The organism is Rhizobium sp. 2YAF20 (assembly GCF_052114685.1).
GTDB lineage: Bacteria > Pseudomonadota > Alphaproteobacteria > Rhizobiales > Rhizobiaceae > Rhizobium.
Map to the genome: position 1 here is coordinate 265935 of NZ_JBFRFF010000005.1, position 14438 is coordinate 280372.

A 14438-nucleotide genomic window follows, 5' to 3' on the forward strand; every position below is an offset into this window, starting at 1 on the left:
GAACGAGCGCGGCGCGGCTGCTGTCTCTTTTCGCGTTATTCTCCAATGTCCGGAGGGCGTTGCAATGCAGTCTGGTATTTATGTCTCCCTATCGTCACAGATGGCCCTTGAGCGCCGTCTGACGACAATCGCAGACAACATGGCCAACGTGAACACCACAGGCTTCCGTGGCACCGACGTCAAGTTCGACCAGGTTCTCAGCAACACCGATAACAAGCTGAACGCCAAGGTTGCCTTTGTCTCCCAGGGCAACGACTATCTTTCCACCAAGACTGGCGAACTGGAAAATACCGGCAGCCTGCTCGATTTCGCCGTGAAGGGCGAAGCCTGGTTCGGGCTGAACACGCCGGCAGGCATGGTGCTGACCCGCGATGGCCGTTTCACCATGTCGCAGACCGGAGCCTTGATTTCAGTACGCGGCTATCCGGTCCTCGATCCCGGCGGCGCGCCGATACAGCTCGATCCAAAGGGCGGCGAGCCGACCGTCTCTGCAGATGGCGTCATCACCCAGAACAACAAGCAGATGGGCACGATCGGCCTTTTCACCGCCGATATCACCAAGGGCTTTCTGCGCTATGACAACAGCGGTGTCCTGGCCACCGATACGCCGCAGGCGGTGGTCGACAATTCCCAGGTTGGCGTCGCCCAGGGTTATTTGGAGAATTCCAACGTCAACGGCATGCGTGAAATGACCGAGCTGATCGAAGTCAGCCGCGCCTTTGACAGCATCACCAACGTTACCAACGGCACCGAAAGTTCTCTCGAAGACGCGATCAAGACGCTGGGTAGCAAGTCCTGATGGATCAGCCGATGGAAGTCGACCATTTGCCTGAAGGCGCTATTTCAGCGAAACTCAGCCTGCTGGCGAGCCTGGCCGGTCGATATGCGACGCCGGAATATGCGGTGGCCCACGGCGGCCACGTACGCACTATCGCTGCCGGGCACTACACGGTCGCCGGCCTTTCGAGACATGTGCGCCTTGGCGAATTCGTCGCCCATCGCTCGGCGACCGGCGTTCATCTCGGCGAGGTCGTCCGCGTGGAGCCGGAGCTTGCCTATGTCTGTCCGATCGAGCCGGGCGAACCGATCGGCATCCACGACACCGTTATCCGAAAGGGCGCCTTCCGGATTGCGCCGACCGAGGGATGGTGCGGCCGCACCGTCAATTCGCTGGGCGAGCCGATCGACGGCCTCGGCCCGCTTGCCCTTGGCAATACCCGCCGCTCGATTTCAAACACTGCACCTCCCTCGATGACGCGCCAGCGCGTCTCGACCGGTTTCAAGACCGGCGTGCGTGCCATCGACATCTTTTCACCGCTCTGCCTTGGTCAGCGCCTCGGCATCTTCGCCGGTTCCGGCGTCGGCAAATCGACACTGCTGTCGATGCTGGCCCGGGCCGAGGCCTTCGACAAGGTCGTCATTGCGCTTGTCGGCGAACGCGGCCGCGAAGTGCGCGAATTCATCGAGGACACACTCGGGCCGCACATGCAGAAATCGGTCGCGGTCGTTGCGACCAGCGACGAAAGCCCGATGTTGCGCAAGATGGCGCCGCTATCTGCGATCACTATTGCCGAGCATTTTCGCGATGCCGGCGACAACGTGCTGCTGATCGTCGACAGCGTGACGCGCTTCGCTCACGCCATCCGCGAAGTCGCCACCGCCTCGGGCGAACCGCCGATCGCGCGCGGTTACCCCGCGTCCGTATTTACCGAATTGCCAAGGTTGCTGGAACGGGCAGGGCCGGGTCCTGAAGGCACAGGCACGATCACCGCGATCATTTCCATCCTTGTCGACGGCGACAATCACAACGATCCGATCGCCGATTCGGTCCGCGGCATTCTCGACGGCCACATCGTCTTGCAGCGCAGCCTGGCGGAGGAGGGGCGTTACCCGCCGATTGACCCGCTGGCCTCGGTGTCGCGCCTTGCCCGAAAGGCCTGGACCCCGGATCAGGAAAAGCTGGTTTCCCGGCTGAAGTCGCTGGTCCATCGCTTCGAGGAAACGCGCGACCTCAGGCTCATCGGCGGCTATCGCCAGGGCAGCGACGCCGATCTCGACATGGCGATCAAGCAGGTCCCGATCATCTACGACATCTTGAAGCAACTACCCGATGAACGCCCGCCGGTCGACGCCTTCACAGATCTGGCGACGGCTTTGAAGAATGGGTCGGCGGCGCACTTGGCCGCCAGACAAAGAGGCTAGACGTGAACATATCCGATGCAGACGAGCCGGTAGCGCCGCTGAAGCAGGAGAAGACAAAGGCCGTGGTTGCCGACCGCGCGCTGAAGGCAACGGGCCTGATGCTCGCCGGCCTGTCGGCGTTCTTCCCTTGGTACGTGTTCTTCAATCCCGACAAATTCGGCATTCACGTCAGCGAAAACGCCCGCAGCCGCGATCTCCCCAACTGGCCAGCGCGCAATGTCTTCAGCGTTTCGCCGCTGGCCATGGTCAACAAGAACCCGGATCCCCAGCCGGCGGAAATACCCGACACGCTGACGACCGCAACGATCAGCAACCTCGGTCGCATCGATCCAAAGGGCCAACCGGCGGAAGCGCAGCCCTTTCCCGGCAAGAGCGCCTTCCACTTGCTGCATGTGGCAAACGGACGGGCGCTGATCGAGGACATATCGGGCATGTATGTCGTGCGCGTCGGATCGGTCCTGCCTGACAATAGCCGCCTTGCGACACTCGAGCAGCGCGACGGCAAGTGGGTCATCGTCACGTCGGCCGGCGAAGTCTACACGCACGACTGATCCGGTCGCAACGGCACTTGCAACAGCCATCAAGGCCCTCGGCAACAATCAATTTCGGCGAATTTGCGATGGTTGGGCGCCGTGTTGCGCATGATGCAGCCCGCCTGGTTTTTGCCGTGCCTTCGTCGCCGCCGAACAGCCGGAAAAGATCGAATTTCCGGTAAGTCCCACGCAAGATTACCCCCCTAGTGTCAGGACGATAAGAACGGAGACTACCCCATGCAACCGATCCAGCTTTTTGATTTGGCATCCCGTCAGGCCGAATGGCTGTCGGTTCGTCAGGAAGTTGTTGCGGGCAACATCGCCAACGCCAATACCCCGAAATTCCGTGCCAAGGACGTCACGCCTTTCCAGTCGGTTCTGGAAAACCAGACCATCGGAATGGCAAAGACCAATCCGGCGCATTTTTCGGGAAACGAATTCGGAGATACAGGCACCACCGGCAGTATCGGTGTCGAAGAAGCGCCGCTCACACAGGAGATTGGCGTGCAGGAGTCCGGAAATACCGTCGGACTGGAGCAGGAATTGACCAAGACCGGCGAGATCCAGCGTCAGTACAGCCTGAACACGGCTCTCGTTAGTTCCTTTCATCGCATGATGATGATGACAGTAAAGCCCTAAAGAAGTGAGCTCATGGACCCTTTATCCGCAGCTATGAAAGTTGCAGGCTCCGGCCTGGAAGCCCAATCGACCCGCTTGCGCGTCGTTTCCGAAAACATCGCAAATGCCCGTTCGACGGGCGATACTCCGGGTGCCAATCCTTACCGCCGCAAGACGGTAACCTTCGGCGCCGAAGTCGACCATGCCCAGGGGGTGACCACGGTCGGCGTCAAGAAGCTCGGCGAGGATACCGGCAAATTCGTTGAGGAATATGACCCCAACAATCCGGCGGCCGATGCAAAGGGCTTCGTCAAGATGCCGAACGTCAACGTCCTCGTCGAAATGGCGGACATGCGTGAGGCCAATCGCTCCTACGAAGCCAATCTCCAGACGATCAAGCAATCGCGCGATCTCATCTCCTCAACCATTGACCTGTTGAAATCATCATGATCATCGACGCAATCAAAAATGTCGCTTCCCTCGCCATGACGCGCGGCATCGGAAGCATCGCCACCGACGAAACATCCGCAGCTTCGTCCGCCATCGCCCAGACGCCTGGTATGTCGCCTGGGACGTCGCCCGGCGCCGCCAACGGCGCGAGCTTCTCGTCCGTCATGACCAACATGGCAAGCGACATGGTCAACAATCTGAAGCAGGCGGAAAGCGCCTCGTTCGCCGGCATGAAGGGAACGATGGGCACCCGCGAGGTTGTCGATGCCGTCATGCAGGCGGACCAGTCGCTCCAGACTGCGATCGCCCTTCGTGACAAGGTCGTATCGGCCTTCCTCGAGATCACCAAGATGCAGATTTAACGAGATTTAAGGACGAAGATATGAGAGCGCTTGCCATCGCAGCGACGGGCATGGATGCCCAGCAGACCAATCTCGAAGTGATCGCGAACAATATCGCGAACATCAACACGACGGGTTACAAGCGCTCCCGCGCCGAATTCTCCGACCTCATGTACCAGACCGAGCGGGCGAAGGGCATTTCCAACCGCCCGAACCAGGCAACTGTGCCTGAAGGCGCCAATATCGGTCTCGGCGTCCAGACGACCGCGGTTCGCAACCTGCATATCCAAGGCGAATTGACGCAGACAGGCAACGAGCTCGACGTGGCGCTGGTGGGCCGCGGCTGGTTCCAGATCCAGATGCCGGACGGAACTACGGCCTACACCCGCGCCGGTTCGTTCAACAAGAGCGCGACGGGCCAGATCGTCACCGCAGACGGCAACGTGCTCACGCCCGCGGTAACCGTCCCGAGCAACGCACACGGCATCACCATCAGCCAGACCGGCGAAATTGCAGCGACGATCGGCACCGCGGCGGTGCCAACGGTGCTCGGCCAGATCCAGCTTGCCAATTTCGTCAACGAGGCCGGCTTGCAGCCGATGGGCAGCAACCTCTTCACCCAGACCTCCGCGTCGGGCGATCCGGTCGTCGATACGCCCAACCTCGACGGCTTTGCATACGTCAAGCAGAACTACCTGGAATCCTCGAACGTCGATCCGGTGAAGGAAATCACCGAGCTGATCACGGCGCAGCGCGCCTATGAGATGAATTCCAAGGTGATCACCACGGCCGACGAGATGGCTTCCGTGGTCAGCAAAAACCTCAAATAGGGATAGGAAGGGCCGAACATGATGTTTCGCCAGGCAAGAAGCGTCGCAATAGTGTTGCTCGCTGCGGCGGGTCTCGCCGCCGGATTGCTGCCGGCCCTCCAGGCCTCGGCTGATGGCGGCATGGGCTATGCCGTCGTTCCGACGGAGGTCATCTATCCCGGCGACGTCATCAGCAGCGGACAATTGGAGCTGGTGGAAGTCACCAATCCCAATCTGTCTGGGGACTATGCCAAGACGATCAAGGAAGTGACGGGGCTGGTCTCCAAGCGCACGCTTCTCGCCGGTCGGACGATCTCTGTTTCCGGCCTTCGCGAGCCATTTGCAGTGACGCGCGGCGCCAATATTAGGCTGGTCATGAGCGTTGGTCCCATGACCATCACCGCTGCCGGAACGCCTCTCGACGACGGTTCCGTCGGCGACACGGTTCGCGCACGGAACCTTGATTCCGGCATTATCGTCAGCGGTACCGTCCTCGAAAATGGTACAATTCGTGTGGTAGCCAAATGAGAAGGTTACGTCAGTTCCTTGCTGTCCTCCTGGCATTGCCGAGCCTGGTCATATCCGACCCGGCGCTGGCGATGAATTCGCGCATCAAGGATATCGCCTCCCTCCAAGCCGGCCGCGACAACCAGCTGATTGGCTACGGCCTGATCGTCGGTCTTCAAGGCACGGGCGACGGCCTGCGCTCGTCGCCGTTTACCGAACAGTCGATGCGCGCCATGCTGCAAAACCTCGGAATTTCCACACAGGGTGGCCAGTCCAGCGCCAAGAATACGGCGGCGGTCATGGTCACCACCAACCTGCCGCCATTCGCCAGTCCCGGCAGCCGGATCGACGTAACCGTCAGCTCACTCGGCGATGCGACCTCGCTTCGCGGCGGCACGCTCGTCATGACGTCGCTGAGCGGCGCCGACGGCCAGATTTATGCGGTGGCGCAGGGGTCGGTCATCGTCTCCGGGTTCCAGGCGCAGGGTGCTGCTGCCACCGTGACGGAAGGCGTGACCACTGCCGGGCGCGTTCCAGGCGGCGCAATCATCGAACGTGAGCTTCCCTCGCGCTTCAAGGACTCGGTCAATCTCGTCCTGCAGCTGCGAAACCCCGATTTCTCGACCTCGATCCGCATCGCCGACACGGTCAACGCCTACGCGACCTCACGTTTCGGCGGCCCGATCGCCGAGGCGAAGGATTCGCAGGAAGTCGCCATCAACAAGCCGAAGATGGCCGATCTTACCCGGCTGATGGCCGATCTCGAAAACCTGATCGTCCAGACGGACACGCCGGCAAAGGTGGTCGTCAATGAGCGCACCGGAACGATCGTGATCGGCGCCGATGTCCGCGTCTCCCCGGTTGCCGTCAGCTACGGCACCTTGACGGTGCAGGTCAGCGAAAATCCGCAGGTTGTCCAGCCCGCGCCCTTCAGCAACGGCGAGACGGCCATTCAGGACCAGACCGATATCACTGCCCAGAAGACCGGCGGGCGGGTGGCTGTCCTTGAAGGGCCGGATCTGAAGACGCTGGTCTCGGGATTGAACAATATCGGCGTCAAGCCGGACGGCATCATCGCCATCCTGCAAGGCATCAAGTCGGCCGGCGCCCTTCAGGCGGAGCTCGTTCTACAATGACAGGCATCGGCGTGACATTGAAGCTGTGGACGGCCTGCCGCAAGTTCGCATTGCCCGCGACGGCAGCTGTCATGTTGACCATCCCGGGCGCTTTCGCGCAGGAGGCGCAGAAGCAGCCAAGCGACCCGGCCTCCAGCCAGGACGAGATCCGCCAATATTGCACCAACATCGCCGACTCCGCCCGCGACCAGCGTTATCTCCTGCAAAAGCAGGAACTCGAAAAGCTGCAGGCTGACGTCGATGCTCGCATCGCAGTCATGGACAAGCGCAGGGCCGAGTACGAGGACTGGTTGAAGCGCCGCGACGACTTCCTGGCAAAGGCCGAGGCCGGTCTCGTCGATGTCTACAAGAACATGAAACCGGATGCTGCCGCAGCGAGCCTCAACGAGGTCAAGGTCACCACCGCTGCCGCCATCATCATGAAGCTTTCATCGCGTCAGTCCGGGCTCATCCTTAGCGAAATGGACCCCCAGAAAGCGGCCGTCGTGACCAATATCATGAGCATGGCGACAGATCCGAATACGTCGAAGTCGAAGGACCCCACATGAACAAGCGTATCTCCGCCACTGTAGCGGCTGTGGTCTTTCTGGCGGGTTGTCAATCGCAGGCGTTGAAGGAAATCGGCAGGGCGCCGGCGATGAGCCCGATTGGAAGCGGGCTGCAATATGCGCAGACGCCGCAGATGTCGCTCTATCCCAAGCGCCCGCACCAGGTGGCCCAGGGCTATTCGCTCTGGAGCGATAGCCAGGCGGCGCTCTTCAAGGATTCTCGTGCCCTCAATGTTGGTGACATCCTGACCGTCGACATCTCGATCAACGACAAGGCGAACTGGGACAACGAGACGAACCGCAACCGGACCAACAAGAGCGACATGGATTGGAACGCCAGTGCAACCATCTTCGGATGGAAGCCGAGCACGACCGCCAACGCGACTTCAGGCTCGGACACCAGCACCGATGCCAAGGGCAAGATGCAGCGCTCCGAGCAGATCACCCTACTGGTCGCAGCTGTCGTCACCGGCATTCTGGAGAACGGCAACCTCATGATCAGCGGCTCGCAGGAAGTCCGCATGAACCAGGAGATCCGCATTTTGAACGTCGCCGGCATCGTCCGGCCACAGGATGTCACCTCCGAGAACCAGATCTCCTACTCCAAGATCGCCGAAGCGCGCATCTCATACGGCGGCCGCGGTCGCCTGACGGAAATACAGCAGCCGCCACGCGGCCAGCAGGCGGTCGATCTTCTGTCGCCGCTGTGACGGTGAGGATGCATAAAAGACAAGATTGGAAGGCGGGCAGCTGACATGGCAGAGGCAGAAGGCACGGAGGGCAAGAAGAGGTCACCGCTGGTGATGACCATCGCAGGTCTGGTGCTCCTCAGCGTCGTTGGCGGCGGCGGCGGATGGTTCCTCGGCACGATGATCGCGCCGAAGATCGCTTCCGCCCGGAAGGACCAGGCGGACGCGGCAGCGGCACAAGCAGCGCCGCCGGGCAAGAAAGGCGAGCTGCCGGGATTTCCGCATCTGGCGACCGAAGCCAACGGCATCGTCCAGCTCGAGCCGATCACCTCGAACCTTGCCTATCCCTCGGAAAACTGGGTGAGGCTTGAGGTGGCCCTGATGTTCAAGGGACCGCCGGACGCCAAGATGGCCGAGGATATCCACCAGGACATCCTCGCTTACATCAGAACCGTTTCGCTCCAGCAGATCGAAGGCCCGCGCGGCTTTCAATATCTTAGGGATGACATTCAGGAACGTGTTGACCAGCGTTCGGAAGGCCGCGTATCGAAGGTCATGTTCAGAACCTTCGTGATTGAATGATTCGATTATTCATTTTTGCTGCCGTCATCCTGGCGGTGCCTGAACTGGCGGCGGCCCAACAGCTGCCGACGGATCTATTTACCGCGCCCCTGAACGGCTCGGCCGCATCCTGGATCATTCGCACCTTCGGCCTGCTGACCATTCTTTCGGTCGCGCCCGGCATCTTGATGATGGTCACGAGCTTTCCGCGCTTCATCATCGCCTTCTCGATCCTGCGTTCAGGCATGGGCATTGCGACGACGCCGTCCAATATGATCCTGCTCAGCCTGTCGCTGTTCATGACCTTTTACGTCATGGCACCCACCTTCGACAAAGCCTGGCTGGAGGGCGCCCAGCCGCTGATGGCCAATGAGATTACCGAGACCGTGGCAATCCAGCGCATCGCAGAGCCGTTCCGCACCTTCATGTCCGCCAACACGCGCGACAAGGATATCAAGCTCTTTGTCGATATCGCCAAGGAACATGGGCAGAGCGTGGCCGATGGCGACAAGATCGATTACCGCGTGCTCATCCCGGCTTTCATGATTTCGGAAATTCGCCGCGGCTTCGAGATCGGCTTCCTCGTCGTGCTGCCGTTCCTGGTCATCGACCTCATCGTCTCGACGATCGTCATGGCCATGGGCATGATGATGCTGCCCCCGACCTCGATCTCGCTGCCGTTCAAGATCCTGTTCTTCGTGCTGATCGACGGCTGGAACCTGCTGGTCGGCAGCCTGGTCCGATCGTTTCACTGACAGATTTCGACAACCAATGAAAAAGGCCGCCGGGGATAATCCCCAGCCACTTACTTAAATGTGGAATCTCTCTTTACACCAAGATAACTTAGCGCTCGGAACGTGCCCTCGCAGGATTGTTTGGAATATGCGGATAATGTCTGCGTCGTCCGTCGCCCAGATCGAGGGAAGAACACTTATGGTAGCGATGGTCGGTATTGCTGCTTACCGGTCATTCCGAACACTGCTTCCAAGGAGCTGCAAGGAACAATTTGGCGGACTACGAGTTGTTTTGGCATAGGAGAATAATCCCATGTCATATAATCTTCACTCCACGATACTCCCGCAACCAAGAGCGTCTCCGGCGATCTGGGCGGGCTCGGCCATCGTCGCGATTGCTCTCGTATTAGCTTGGTCCTATTGGCCGGACGGGGACGCACCCGCGGTCCAGGCTCCTGCAATCTCAACGGCCGCATGGACAACGACAGTGATACACAGCGGCGTTGCCTCAATGAGTAAGCATGGGCAGCCAGATGTCCGAGTAGATTATGGTCTGAAGCCGGATGGCCGATAAATTATTCATCGATTGGTTGATCACGCGTGGACCCTATAAGCCCCGTAACAGCGATTCATCGATTTAATCTACCCACTATAGGGTTATATAGACCAGCATCTGTTAGAGGGCGTCACGACGATGTTCCCGGTTTTCAGCAGATCCGCTGCAAGGGCGAACTTATCCCGCAATGGAAGCCCGAGGAATTCGAACAAATCGGAAAGGTATGGGAAGAAGCGCTCGATGTGAGTTTCCATATTTAGAGACGGCTGCTCAAGTTCGCCTCCCGGAAAAAATTTCAAGAACGTGCGATACCCTCAACATCCAGAGTTATTGGGGGTATCGCTGGAACCAGAGCCTAAGATTCCACATTCAAGTAAGTGGCTGGAGGATAATCCCGAGCGGCCTTGTGTCTATTCCGCGGCGATCGCGGCGATGTCGGACTCATCCTTCTGGAAAGGCTCTGTCCGCGCGGGAAGCGCCGGCACGTCGATATGATCGGGCTCGAGCCCGGCCTTGGCGCGGTCTACCATCAGGGTGTACGCGGTTTCGAGGTGGTGGCAGAACCGCTCCGCATCGAACAGCGGCTTGATATAGCGGTTTTCGATCAGCCTTTCCTTGAAGGCGACCACACGCTCCGGATTGTTGCAGAGCTCGACCGCCAAGTCCTCGTAGCCTTGCAGATCGGGGGTCACCAGTTCCGGGACCCCGATCGCGTTCAAAAGGCTCTCGCTGACGCGCGAGGCGAAATTCGTACCCTTCACCGTCAGGACCGGCAATCCGCCCCAGAGCTGCTCCGAAGTCGTCGTGTGGCCGTTGACCGGGAAGGTGTCGAGGCCGAGATCGGCGAGCTGCTGGCGGTCCATATGGAGATGATAGGGAATACGCGTCGTGAAGATGACGCGCTTGCGATTGATGCCGCGCTCGTCGAAGCGCTGAGCCAGATGGTTCTCGGCCCGCGGGCCGTTGCAGATCAGCCAGAGGACGCTGTTCTTCGTCCGCCTCAGGATGTTGCACCATATGTCGAGCATCTGCGAGGTGATCTTGCGGTTGCCGTTGAACGAGGCAAAGACGAACGCTTTTTCCGGCAATCCATGTTCGGCGCGCGTCGTCGGCCGCGGGATGGGGCGGTGTGTCGGGTCGTTCGGCTGGTAGGTCTCGGGCAGCCGGCAAAGCTTTTCATGGAAATGCTGCTTGGAGTGGTCCGGCATGACGAAATGGTCGCCGATCATATAATCGAGATCGATATTGATCGTCGTTCCGGGAAAGCCGAGCCACGAGACCTGTAGCGGCGCGGCCATGTGATTGAGGATGCCGACGCGCGTCTCCTTGGTGTGACCCTTCAAGTCGACCAGAATGTCGATCTTGTGGTCCCGGATGAGCTGTGCTGCCTCCCGGTCTGACATGTTGCGGACGTCGACCATCTTGCCCCAGGTCGAATAATCGAAATCCACGGCCTTCTGCGCTTCTATTCGCGAATGGTCGAAGAGGGTGATTTCGAACTTTTGCTTGTCGTGCAGTTCCAGAATTCGCTGCAGCAGCTTCATCGTCGCGTGGTCGGGCCAGAAATCGGCGGAGAGGTAACCGATGCGGATCTTGTCCGACCAGGTGTGGGGGGCTTTCCGTCTTGCGTTGGCGTGGCCGGTGGGGAGCGGCGAGGTATCGTGGACCGCAAGCTTGTTCAGCGCCTCGTCGCCGCACCAGTGGAGATGGAAGAAGGGGTTGTCCAGCTTCACATAGTCAAGCTTGCCGGCCGCCGTTGCCGCCATGATCGGTGCAGCGTGAACGTCGACCGAGGCGAGGTCGGAAATCTCGCGGCAGAAGATCAGGTAGAGCGTCCGGAACGTAATGTTGGCCGGATCCTTCTTGAACAGCGTGGAGACGATGTGCCAGTTGCCATCGTCGTTGAGATCGTCGGTAAGCAGCTTTGAGGCCATCAGCAGATGCTTGAGATGACCGCCGTTTGCCAGCACCTTCTTGAGGCCGCCGAGCAATTCCTTCTGCTGCCGCCTCAGGAAAATAGCTGCAAGGACGAACGCGACATCCGGGTCCTTGAGCGCAAGCGGGAAAATCTGGTTGCCGATCGAGATGACTTCCTGCTCGTTGCCATCGTCGAAATGGAGCATCATCGCTTCGCGCAGATAGTCTTCGCGCATGGGCGTCTGCCGCCCGGCAAGGCCATAAGCCTTCGCCGCATCCTGCCGGAAGCCGAGCTTCAGCAGCGTCTTGGCAAGTAGCGCATAGACTTTCGGCGAAGTGTCGACGTCGAGCACCGAGTTCAGCGTCTCAAGCGCACGGGTATAGTGGCCTTTTTGATAATACTTCGATGCCGTCGAGAAGGCGATTTTCGTATTCAAAAGCAAAAACTCCGAGCGAAATTGCGGTTCACGTCCGACCCGCGGCAAGCACGCGCGATCTTGGATTCTGCCCGAGCGTAGTTGTCGTAGCTTGCCTGAGGCCGATGTTGCGACAGCTGTCCCATATGCCTTCACCATACGTTAATCACGTTACGTGGTAGGCTTTCCGCCACCCTGCGAATTAAGATGTTGGCAAGCAATGGATGCGAGTTTGTCCGTGACATGACGGGTTTGGTCCTTAACAGATTGGGACCGAGGAGCATGAAGCCACTCCGTCATCGCCGGTATTTGAAGTCCGGTAATGTCCTCCTTTTCGTATTCAGTTCTCAGGGGACACATCTATGACAAGCATCCATACAAACAACGCAGCAATGGCAGCTCTGCAGACGCTGCGCGGCATCAACTCCAGCCTGACTTCCACGCAGAAGGCCGTTTCTACCGGTCTGCGCGTCTCCACGGCTTCCGACAACGCTGCCTACTGGTCGATCGCCACCACCATGAAGTCCGACAATGGTGCCATGGGCGCGGTTTCCGACGCCCTCGGTCTCGGCGCTGCCAAGGTCGACACCGCTTCGACCGCCATGGACAGCGCCATCAGCATCGTCCAGTCGATCAAGGCAAAGCTCGTCACTGCCGAAGAAGGCAGCGTCAACAAGAGCGACGTCCAGGACGAAATCACGCAGCTGCAGCAGCAGCTGTCGAGCGTTGCCCAGTCGGCTTCGTTCAACGGTCAGAACTGGGTTGTTGCATCCTCGGGCGCTTCCGCCTCGGTTGTCTCCTCCTTCGTCCGCAGCGCCACCGGCGGCGTTTCGGTTCAGAGCTCCAGCTACACCTTCAGCGATCTGGCAACCGGCAACGTCCTGTTCGGCTCAGACTCGGTCGGCGTCATCACCACCAGCTCGGGGATCCTCGGCACGACGACGTCGTTTGGCGCGTCCAGCTTCTCGGTCTACAGCCTTGACATCACCAACATGACCTCGGGCGGCATCGACACGGCGCTGACCATGGTTGAAGGCGCACTGACGGCCATGACTTCGGCCGGCTCGAAGCTCGGCTCGATGTCGTCGCGCATCGATCTGCAGACGACCTTCGTCTCTGCCCTTAGCGACTCGATCACCTCCGGCGTCGGCAAGCTGGTTGATGCCAACATGGAACAGGAATCGAGCAAGCTTTCTGCCCTGCAGACACAGCAGCAGCTGGCCATCCAGTCGCTCTCGATCGCCAACTCCTCGTCGCAGAGCATCCTGTCGCTCTTCCGCTAGTAGCGCGGTAGGCGGAAGGAACCGGCAGGGGCAACCCGGTCGAACTTTTAAACAAAGAGTTAAACCGCACCTACCTAAGGTGCGGTTTTTTTTGTGTTATTAGCGATATGGTTTAGATTTTTTTTACCATCTTGCTGTCTTATGGGCCCATCGAAACGACGAGTTAACCCTACCAGTTAAGGTTAACGGGCATGAAGCTGACAGTCGTTCCCGGTGGCAATTCCGGAATGTCCCTTTTCAACCACTGCCATAAGGGGCAAGAAACAATATGACGAGCATTATCACCAACAATGCAGCTATGGCTGCTCTGCAGACACTGCGCGGCATCAACTCCAACCTGACAATGACGCAGAAGCACGTTTCGACGGGCCTGCGCATCTCCACGGCTTCCGACAACGCTGCCTATTGGTCGATCGCCACCACCATGAAGTCCGACAATGGTGCCATGAGCGCCGTTTCCGACGCCCTCGGTCTCGGCGCTGCCAAGGTCGACACTGCTTCGACCGCCATGGACAGCGCCATCAGCATCGTCGAGTCGATCAAGGCAAAGCTCGTCACTGCCGAAGAAGGCAGCGTCAACAAGAGCAACGTCCAGGACGAAATCACGCAGCTGCAGCAGCAGCTGTCGAGCGTTGCCCAGTCGGCTTCGTTCTCCGGCCAGAACTGGGTGATTGCATCCTCGGGCGCCTCCGCCTCGGTTGTTTCCTCCTTCATCCGCAGCGCCACCGGCGGCGTTTCGGTCCAGAGCACCAGCTACACCTTCAGCGACCAGGCAACCGGCAACGTCCTGTTCGGTTCAGACTCGGTCGGCGTCATCACCACCAGCTCGGGCATCCTCGGCACGGTGACGTCGTTTGGCGCGTCCAGCTTCTCGGTCTACAGCCTTGACATCACCAACATGACCTCGGGCGGCATCGACACGGCGCTGACCATGGTTGAAGGCGCATTGAAAGCAATGACCGCGGCCGGCTCGCAGCTCGGCTCGTTGACCGCGCGTATCGACCTGCAGACGACCTTCGTCTCGTCGCTCAGCGACGCCATCAGCTCCGGCGTCGGCAAGCTGGTGGACGCCAACATGGAACAGGAATCGAGCAAGCTTTCTGCCCTGCAGACACAGCAGCAGCTGGCAGTACAGTCG

The 14438-nt window shown here is 59.6% G+C and carries 16 protein-coding genes; 15 read left to right on the plus strand and 1 reads right to left on the minus strand.

Annotated elements, in window-relative coordinates; translation table 11 throughout:
- Positions 1 to 64 precede the first annotated feature (64 nt).
- The 13 genes from flgF to fliP all read left to right on the plus strand — a co-directional run bounded on the left by flgF (position 65) and on the right by fliP (position 9149).
- Positions 65 to 799, plus strand: coding sequence for a flagellar basal-body rod protein FlgF (flgF, locus tag AB4Z52_RS10470; protein WP_442217835.1), 735 nt, complete (start codon positions 65 to 67; stop codon positions 797 to 799).
- An 11-nt stretch (positions 800 to 810) separates the two neighbouring features.
- Positions 811 to 2202, plus strand: a complete 1392-nt coding sequence (fliI, locus tag AB4Z52_RS10475; RefSeq protein ID WP_442217836.1) for a flagellar protein export ATPase FliI — start codon at positions 811 to 813, stop codon at positions 2200 to 2202.
- Between the two features lie 2 nt (positions 2203 to 2204).
- On the plus strand, positions 2205 to 2753 hold the full coding sequence (locus tag AB4Z52_RS10480) for a flagellar protein (protein WP_442217837.1): 549 nt from the start codon (positions 2205 to 2207) through the stop codon (positions 2751 to 2753).
- 219 nt (positions 2754 to 2972) lie between these two features.
- Entirely contained in the window at positions 2973 to 3374 is a 402-nt protein-coding gene (gene flgB, locus AB4Z52_RS10485; RefSeq protein WP_442217838.1) for a flagellar basal body rod protein FlgB, read from the plus strand.
- A gap of 12 nt (positions 3375 to 3386) precedes the next feature.
- Positions 3387 to 3803, plus strand: a complete 417-nt coding sequence (gene flgC, locus AB4Z52_RS10490; RefSeq protein WP_442217839.1) for a flagellar basal body rod protein FlgC — start codon at positions 3387 to 3389, stop codon at positions 3801 to 3803.
- The gene (locus AB4Z52_RS10495) at positions 3803 to 4165 is read left to right on the plus strand and encodes a flagellar hook-basal body complex protein FliE (protein WP_442217869.1); all 363 of its coding nucleotides are present in this window, start codon (positions 3803 to 3805) and stop codon (positions 4163 to 4165) included. The genes flgC and AB4Z52_RS10495 overlap by 1 nt, the downstream gene beginning before the upstream one ends.
- Positions 4166 to 4185: 20 nt before the next feature.
- Positions 4186 to 4974 carry a flagellar basal-body rod protein FlgG gene (gene flgG / locus AB4Z52_RS10500; RefSeq protein ID WP_442217840.1) on the plus strand — a complete coding sequence of 263 codons (789 nt, stop codon included), beginning with the start codon at positions 4186 to 4188 and terminating at the stop codon, positions 4972 to 4974.
- An 18-nt stretch (positions 4975 to 4992) separates the two neighbouring features.
- Positions 4993 to 5481: a flagellar basal body P-ring formation chaperone FlgA gene (gene flgA / locus AB4Z52_RS10505; protein ID WP_442217841.1), complete on the plus strand. Its 489-nt coding sequence runs from the start codon at positions 4993 to 4995 to the stop codon at positions 5479 to 5481.
- A complete protein-coding gene (locus AB4Z52_RS10510) occupies positions 5478 to 6596 on the plus strand; it encodes a flagellar basal body P-ring protein FlgI (RefSeq protein ID WP_442217842.1) in 1119 nt (372 codons plus the stop codon). Before flgA ends, AB4Z52_RS10510 begins: the two co-directional genes overlap by 4 nt.
- Positions 6593 to 7144, plus strand: a complete 552-nt coding sequence (locus AB4Z52_RS10515) for a MotE family protein (RefSeq protein ID WP_442217843.1) — start codon at positions 6593 to 6595, stop codon at positions 7142 to 7144. Before AB4Z52_RS10510 ends, AB4Z52_RS10515 begins: the two co-directional genes overlap by 4 nt.
- Positions 7141 to 7854 (plus strand): flagellar basal body L-ring protein FlgH, encoded by a 714-nt coding sequence (flgH, locus tag AB4Z52_RS10520; protein ID WP_442217844.1) that lies wholly within the window; start codon positions 7141 to 7143, stop codon positions 7852 to 7854. Before AB4Z52_RS10515 ends, flgH begins: the two co-directional genes overlap by 4 nt.
- A gap of 45 nt (positions 7855 to 7899) precedes the next feature.
- Positions 7900 to 8415 (plus strand): flagellar basal body-associated FliL family protein, encoded by a 516-nt coding sequence (locus tag AB4Z52_RS10525; protein WP_442217845.1) that lies wholly within the window; start codon positions 7900 to 7902, stop codon positions 8413 to 8415.
- The gene (gene fliP / locus AB4Z52_RS10530) at positions 8412 to 9149 is read left to right on the plus strand and encodes a flagellar type III secretion system pore protein FliP (RefSeq protein WP_442217846.1); all 738 of its coding nucleotides are present in this window, start codon (positions 8412 to 8414) and stop codon (positions 9147 to 9149) included. Before AB4Z52_RS10525 ends, fliP begins: the two co-directional genes overlap by 4 nt.
- Positions 9150 to 10094: 945 nt before the next feature.
- On the opposite strand, the gene AB4Z52_RS10535 is transcribed toward fliP, so the two are convergent.
- The gene (locus tag AB4Z52_RS10535) at positions 10095 to 12038 is read right to left on the minus strand and encodes a tetratricopeptide repeat protein (protein ID WP_442217847.1); all 1944 of its coding nucleotides are present in this window, start codon (positions 12036 to 12038) and stop codon (positions 10095 to 10097) included.
- 341 nt (positions 12039 to 12379) lie between these two features.
- On the opposite strand from AB4Z52_RS10535, the gene AB4Z52_RS10540 reads away from it, so the two are divergent.
- Together AB4Z52_RS10540 and AB4Z52_RS10545 are read left to right on the plus strand one after the other, a co-directional pair.
- A complete protein-coding gene (locus AB4Z52_RS10540; protein WP_442217848.1) occupies positions 12380 to 13300 on the plus strand; it encodes a flagellin N-terminal helical domain-containing protein in 921 nt (306 codons plus the stop codon).
- A gap of 268 nt (positions 13301 to 13568) precedes the next feature.
- Positions 13569 to 14438, plus strand: an 870-nt coding sequence (locus tag AB4Z52_RS10545) for a flagellin N-terminal helical domain-containing protein (RefSeq protein ID WP_442217849.1), incomplete at its 3' end; no start/stop codon positions are given.

Excerpts from the sequence above, each read along its gene's own strand:
- AB4Z52_RS10510 (WP_442217842.1), top strand. The coding sequence starts at position 5,478 with ATGAGAAGGTTACGTCAGTTCCTTGCTGTCCTCCTGGCATTGCCGAGC.
- flgG (WP_442217840.1), top strand. The coding sequence starts at position 4,186 with ATGAGAGCGCTTGCCATCGCAGCGACGGGCATGGATGCCCAGCAGACC.
- AB4Z52_RS10525 (WP_442217845.1), top strand. The coding sequence starts at position 7,900 with ATGGCAGAGGCAGAAGGCACGGAGGGCAAGAAGAGGTCACCGCTGGTG.
- fliI (WP_442217836.1), top strand. The coding sequence starts at position 811 with ATGGAAGTCGACCATTTGCCTGAAGGCGCTATTTCAGCGAAACTCAGC.
- AB4Z52_RS10515 (WP_442217843.1), top strand. The coding sequence starts at position 6,593 with ATGACAGGCATCGGCGTGACATTGAAGCTGTGGACGGCCTGCCGCAAG.
- flgB (WP_442217838.1), top strand. The coding sequence starts at position 2,973 with ATGCAACCGATCCAGCTTTTTGATTTGGCATCCCGTCAGGCCGAATGG.
- AB4Z52_RS10540 (WP_442217848.1), top strand. The coding sequence starts at position 12,380 with ATGACAAGCATCCATACAAACAACGCAGCAATGGCAGCTCTGCAGACG.
- flgA (WP_442217841.1), top strand. The coding sequence starts at position 4,993 with ATGATGTTTCGCCAGGCAAGAAGCGTCGCAATAGTGTTGCTCGCTGCG.
- flgH (WP_442217844.1), top strand. The coding sequence starts at position 7,141 with ATGAACAAGCGTATCTCCGCCACTGTAGCGGCTGTGGTCTTTCTGGCG.
- flgC (WP_442217839.1), top strand. The coding sequence starts at position 3,387 with ATGGACCCTTTATCCGCAGCTATGAAAGTTGCAGGCTCCGGCCTGGAA.
- flgF (WP_442217835.1), top strand. The coding sequence starts at position 65 with ATGCAGTCTGGTATTTATGTCTCCCTATCGTCACAGATGGCCCTTGAG.
- fliP (WP_442217846.1), top strand. The coding sequence starts at position 8,412 with ATGATTCGATTATTCATTTTTGCTGCCGTCATCCTGGCGGTGCCTGAA.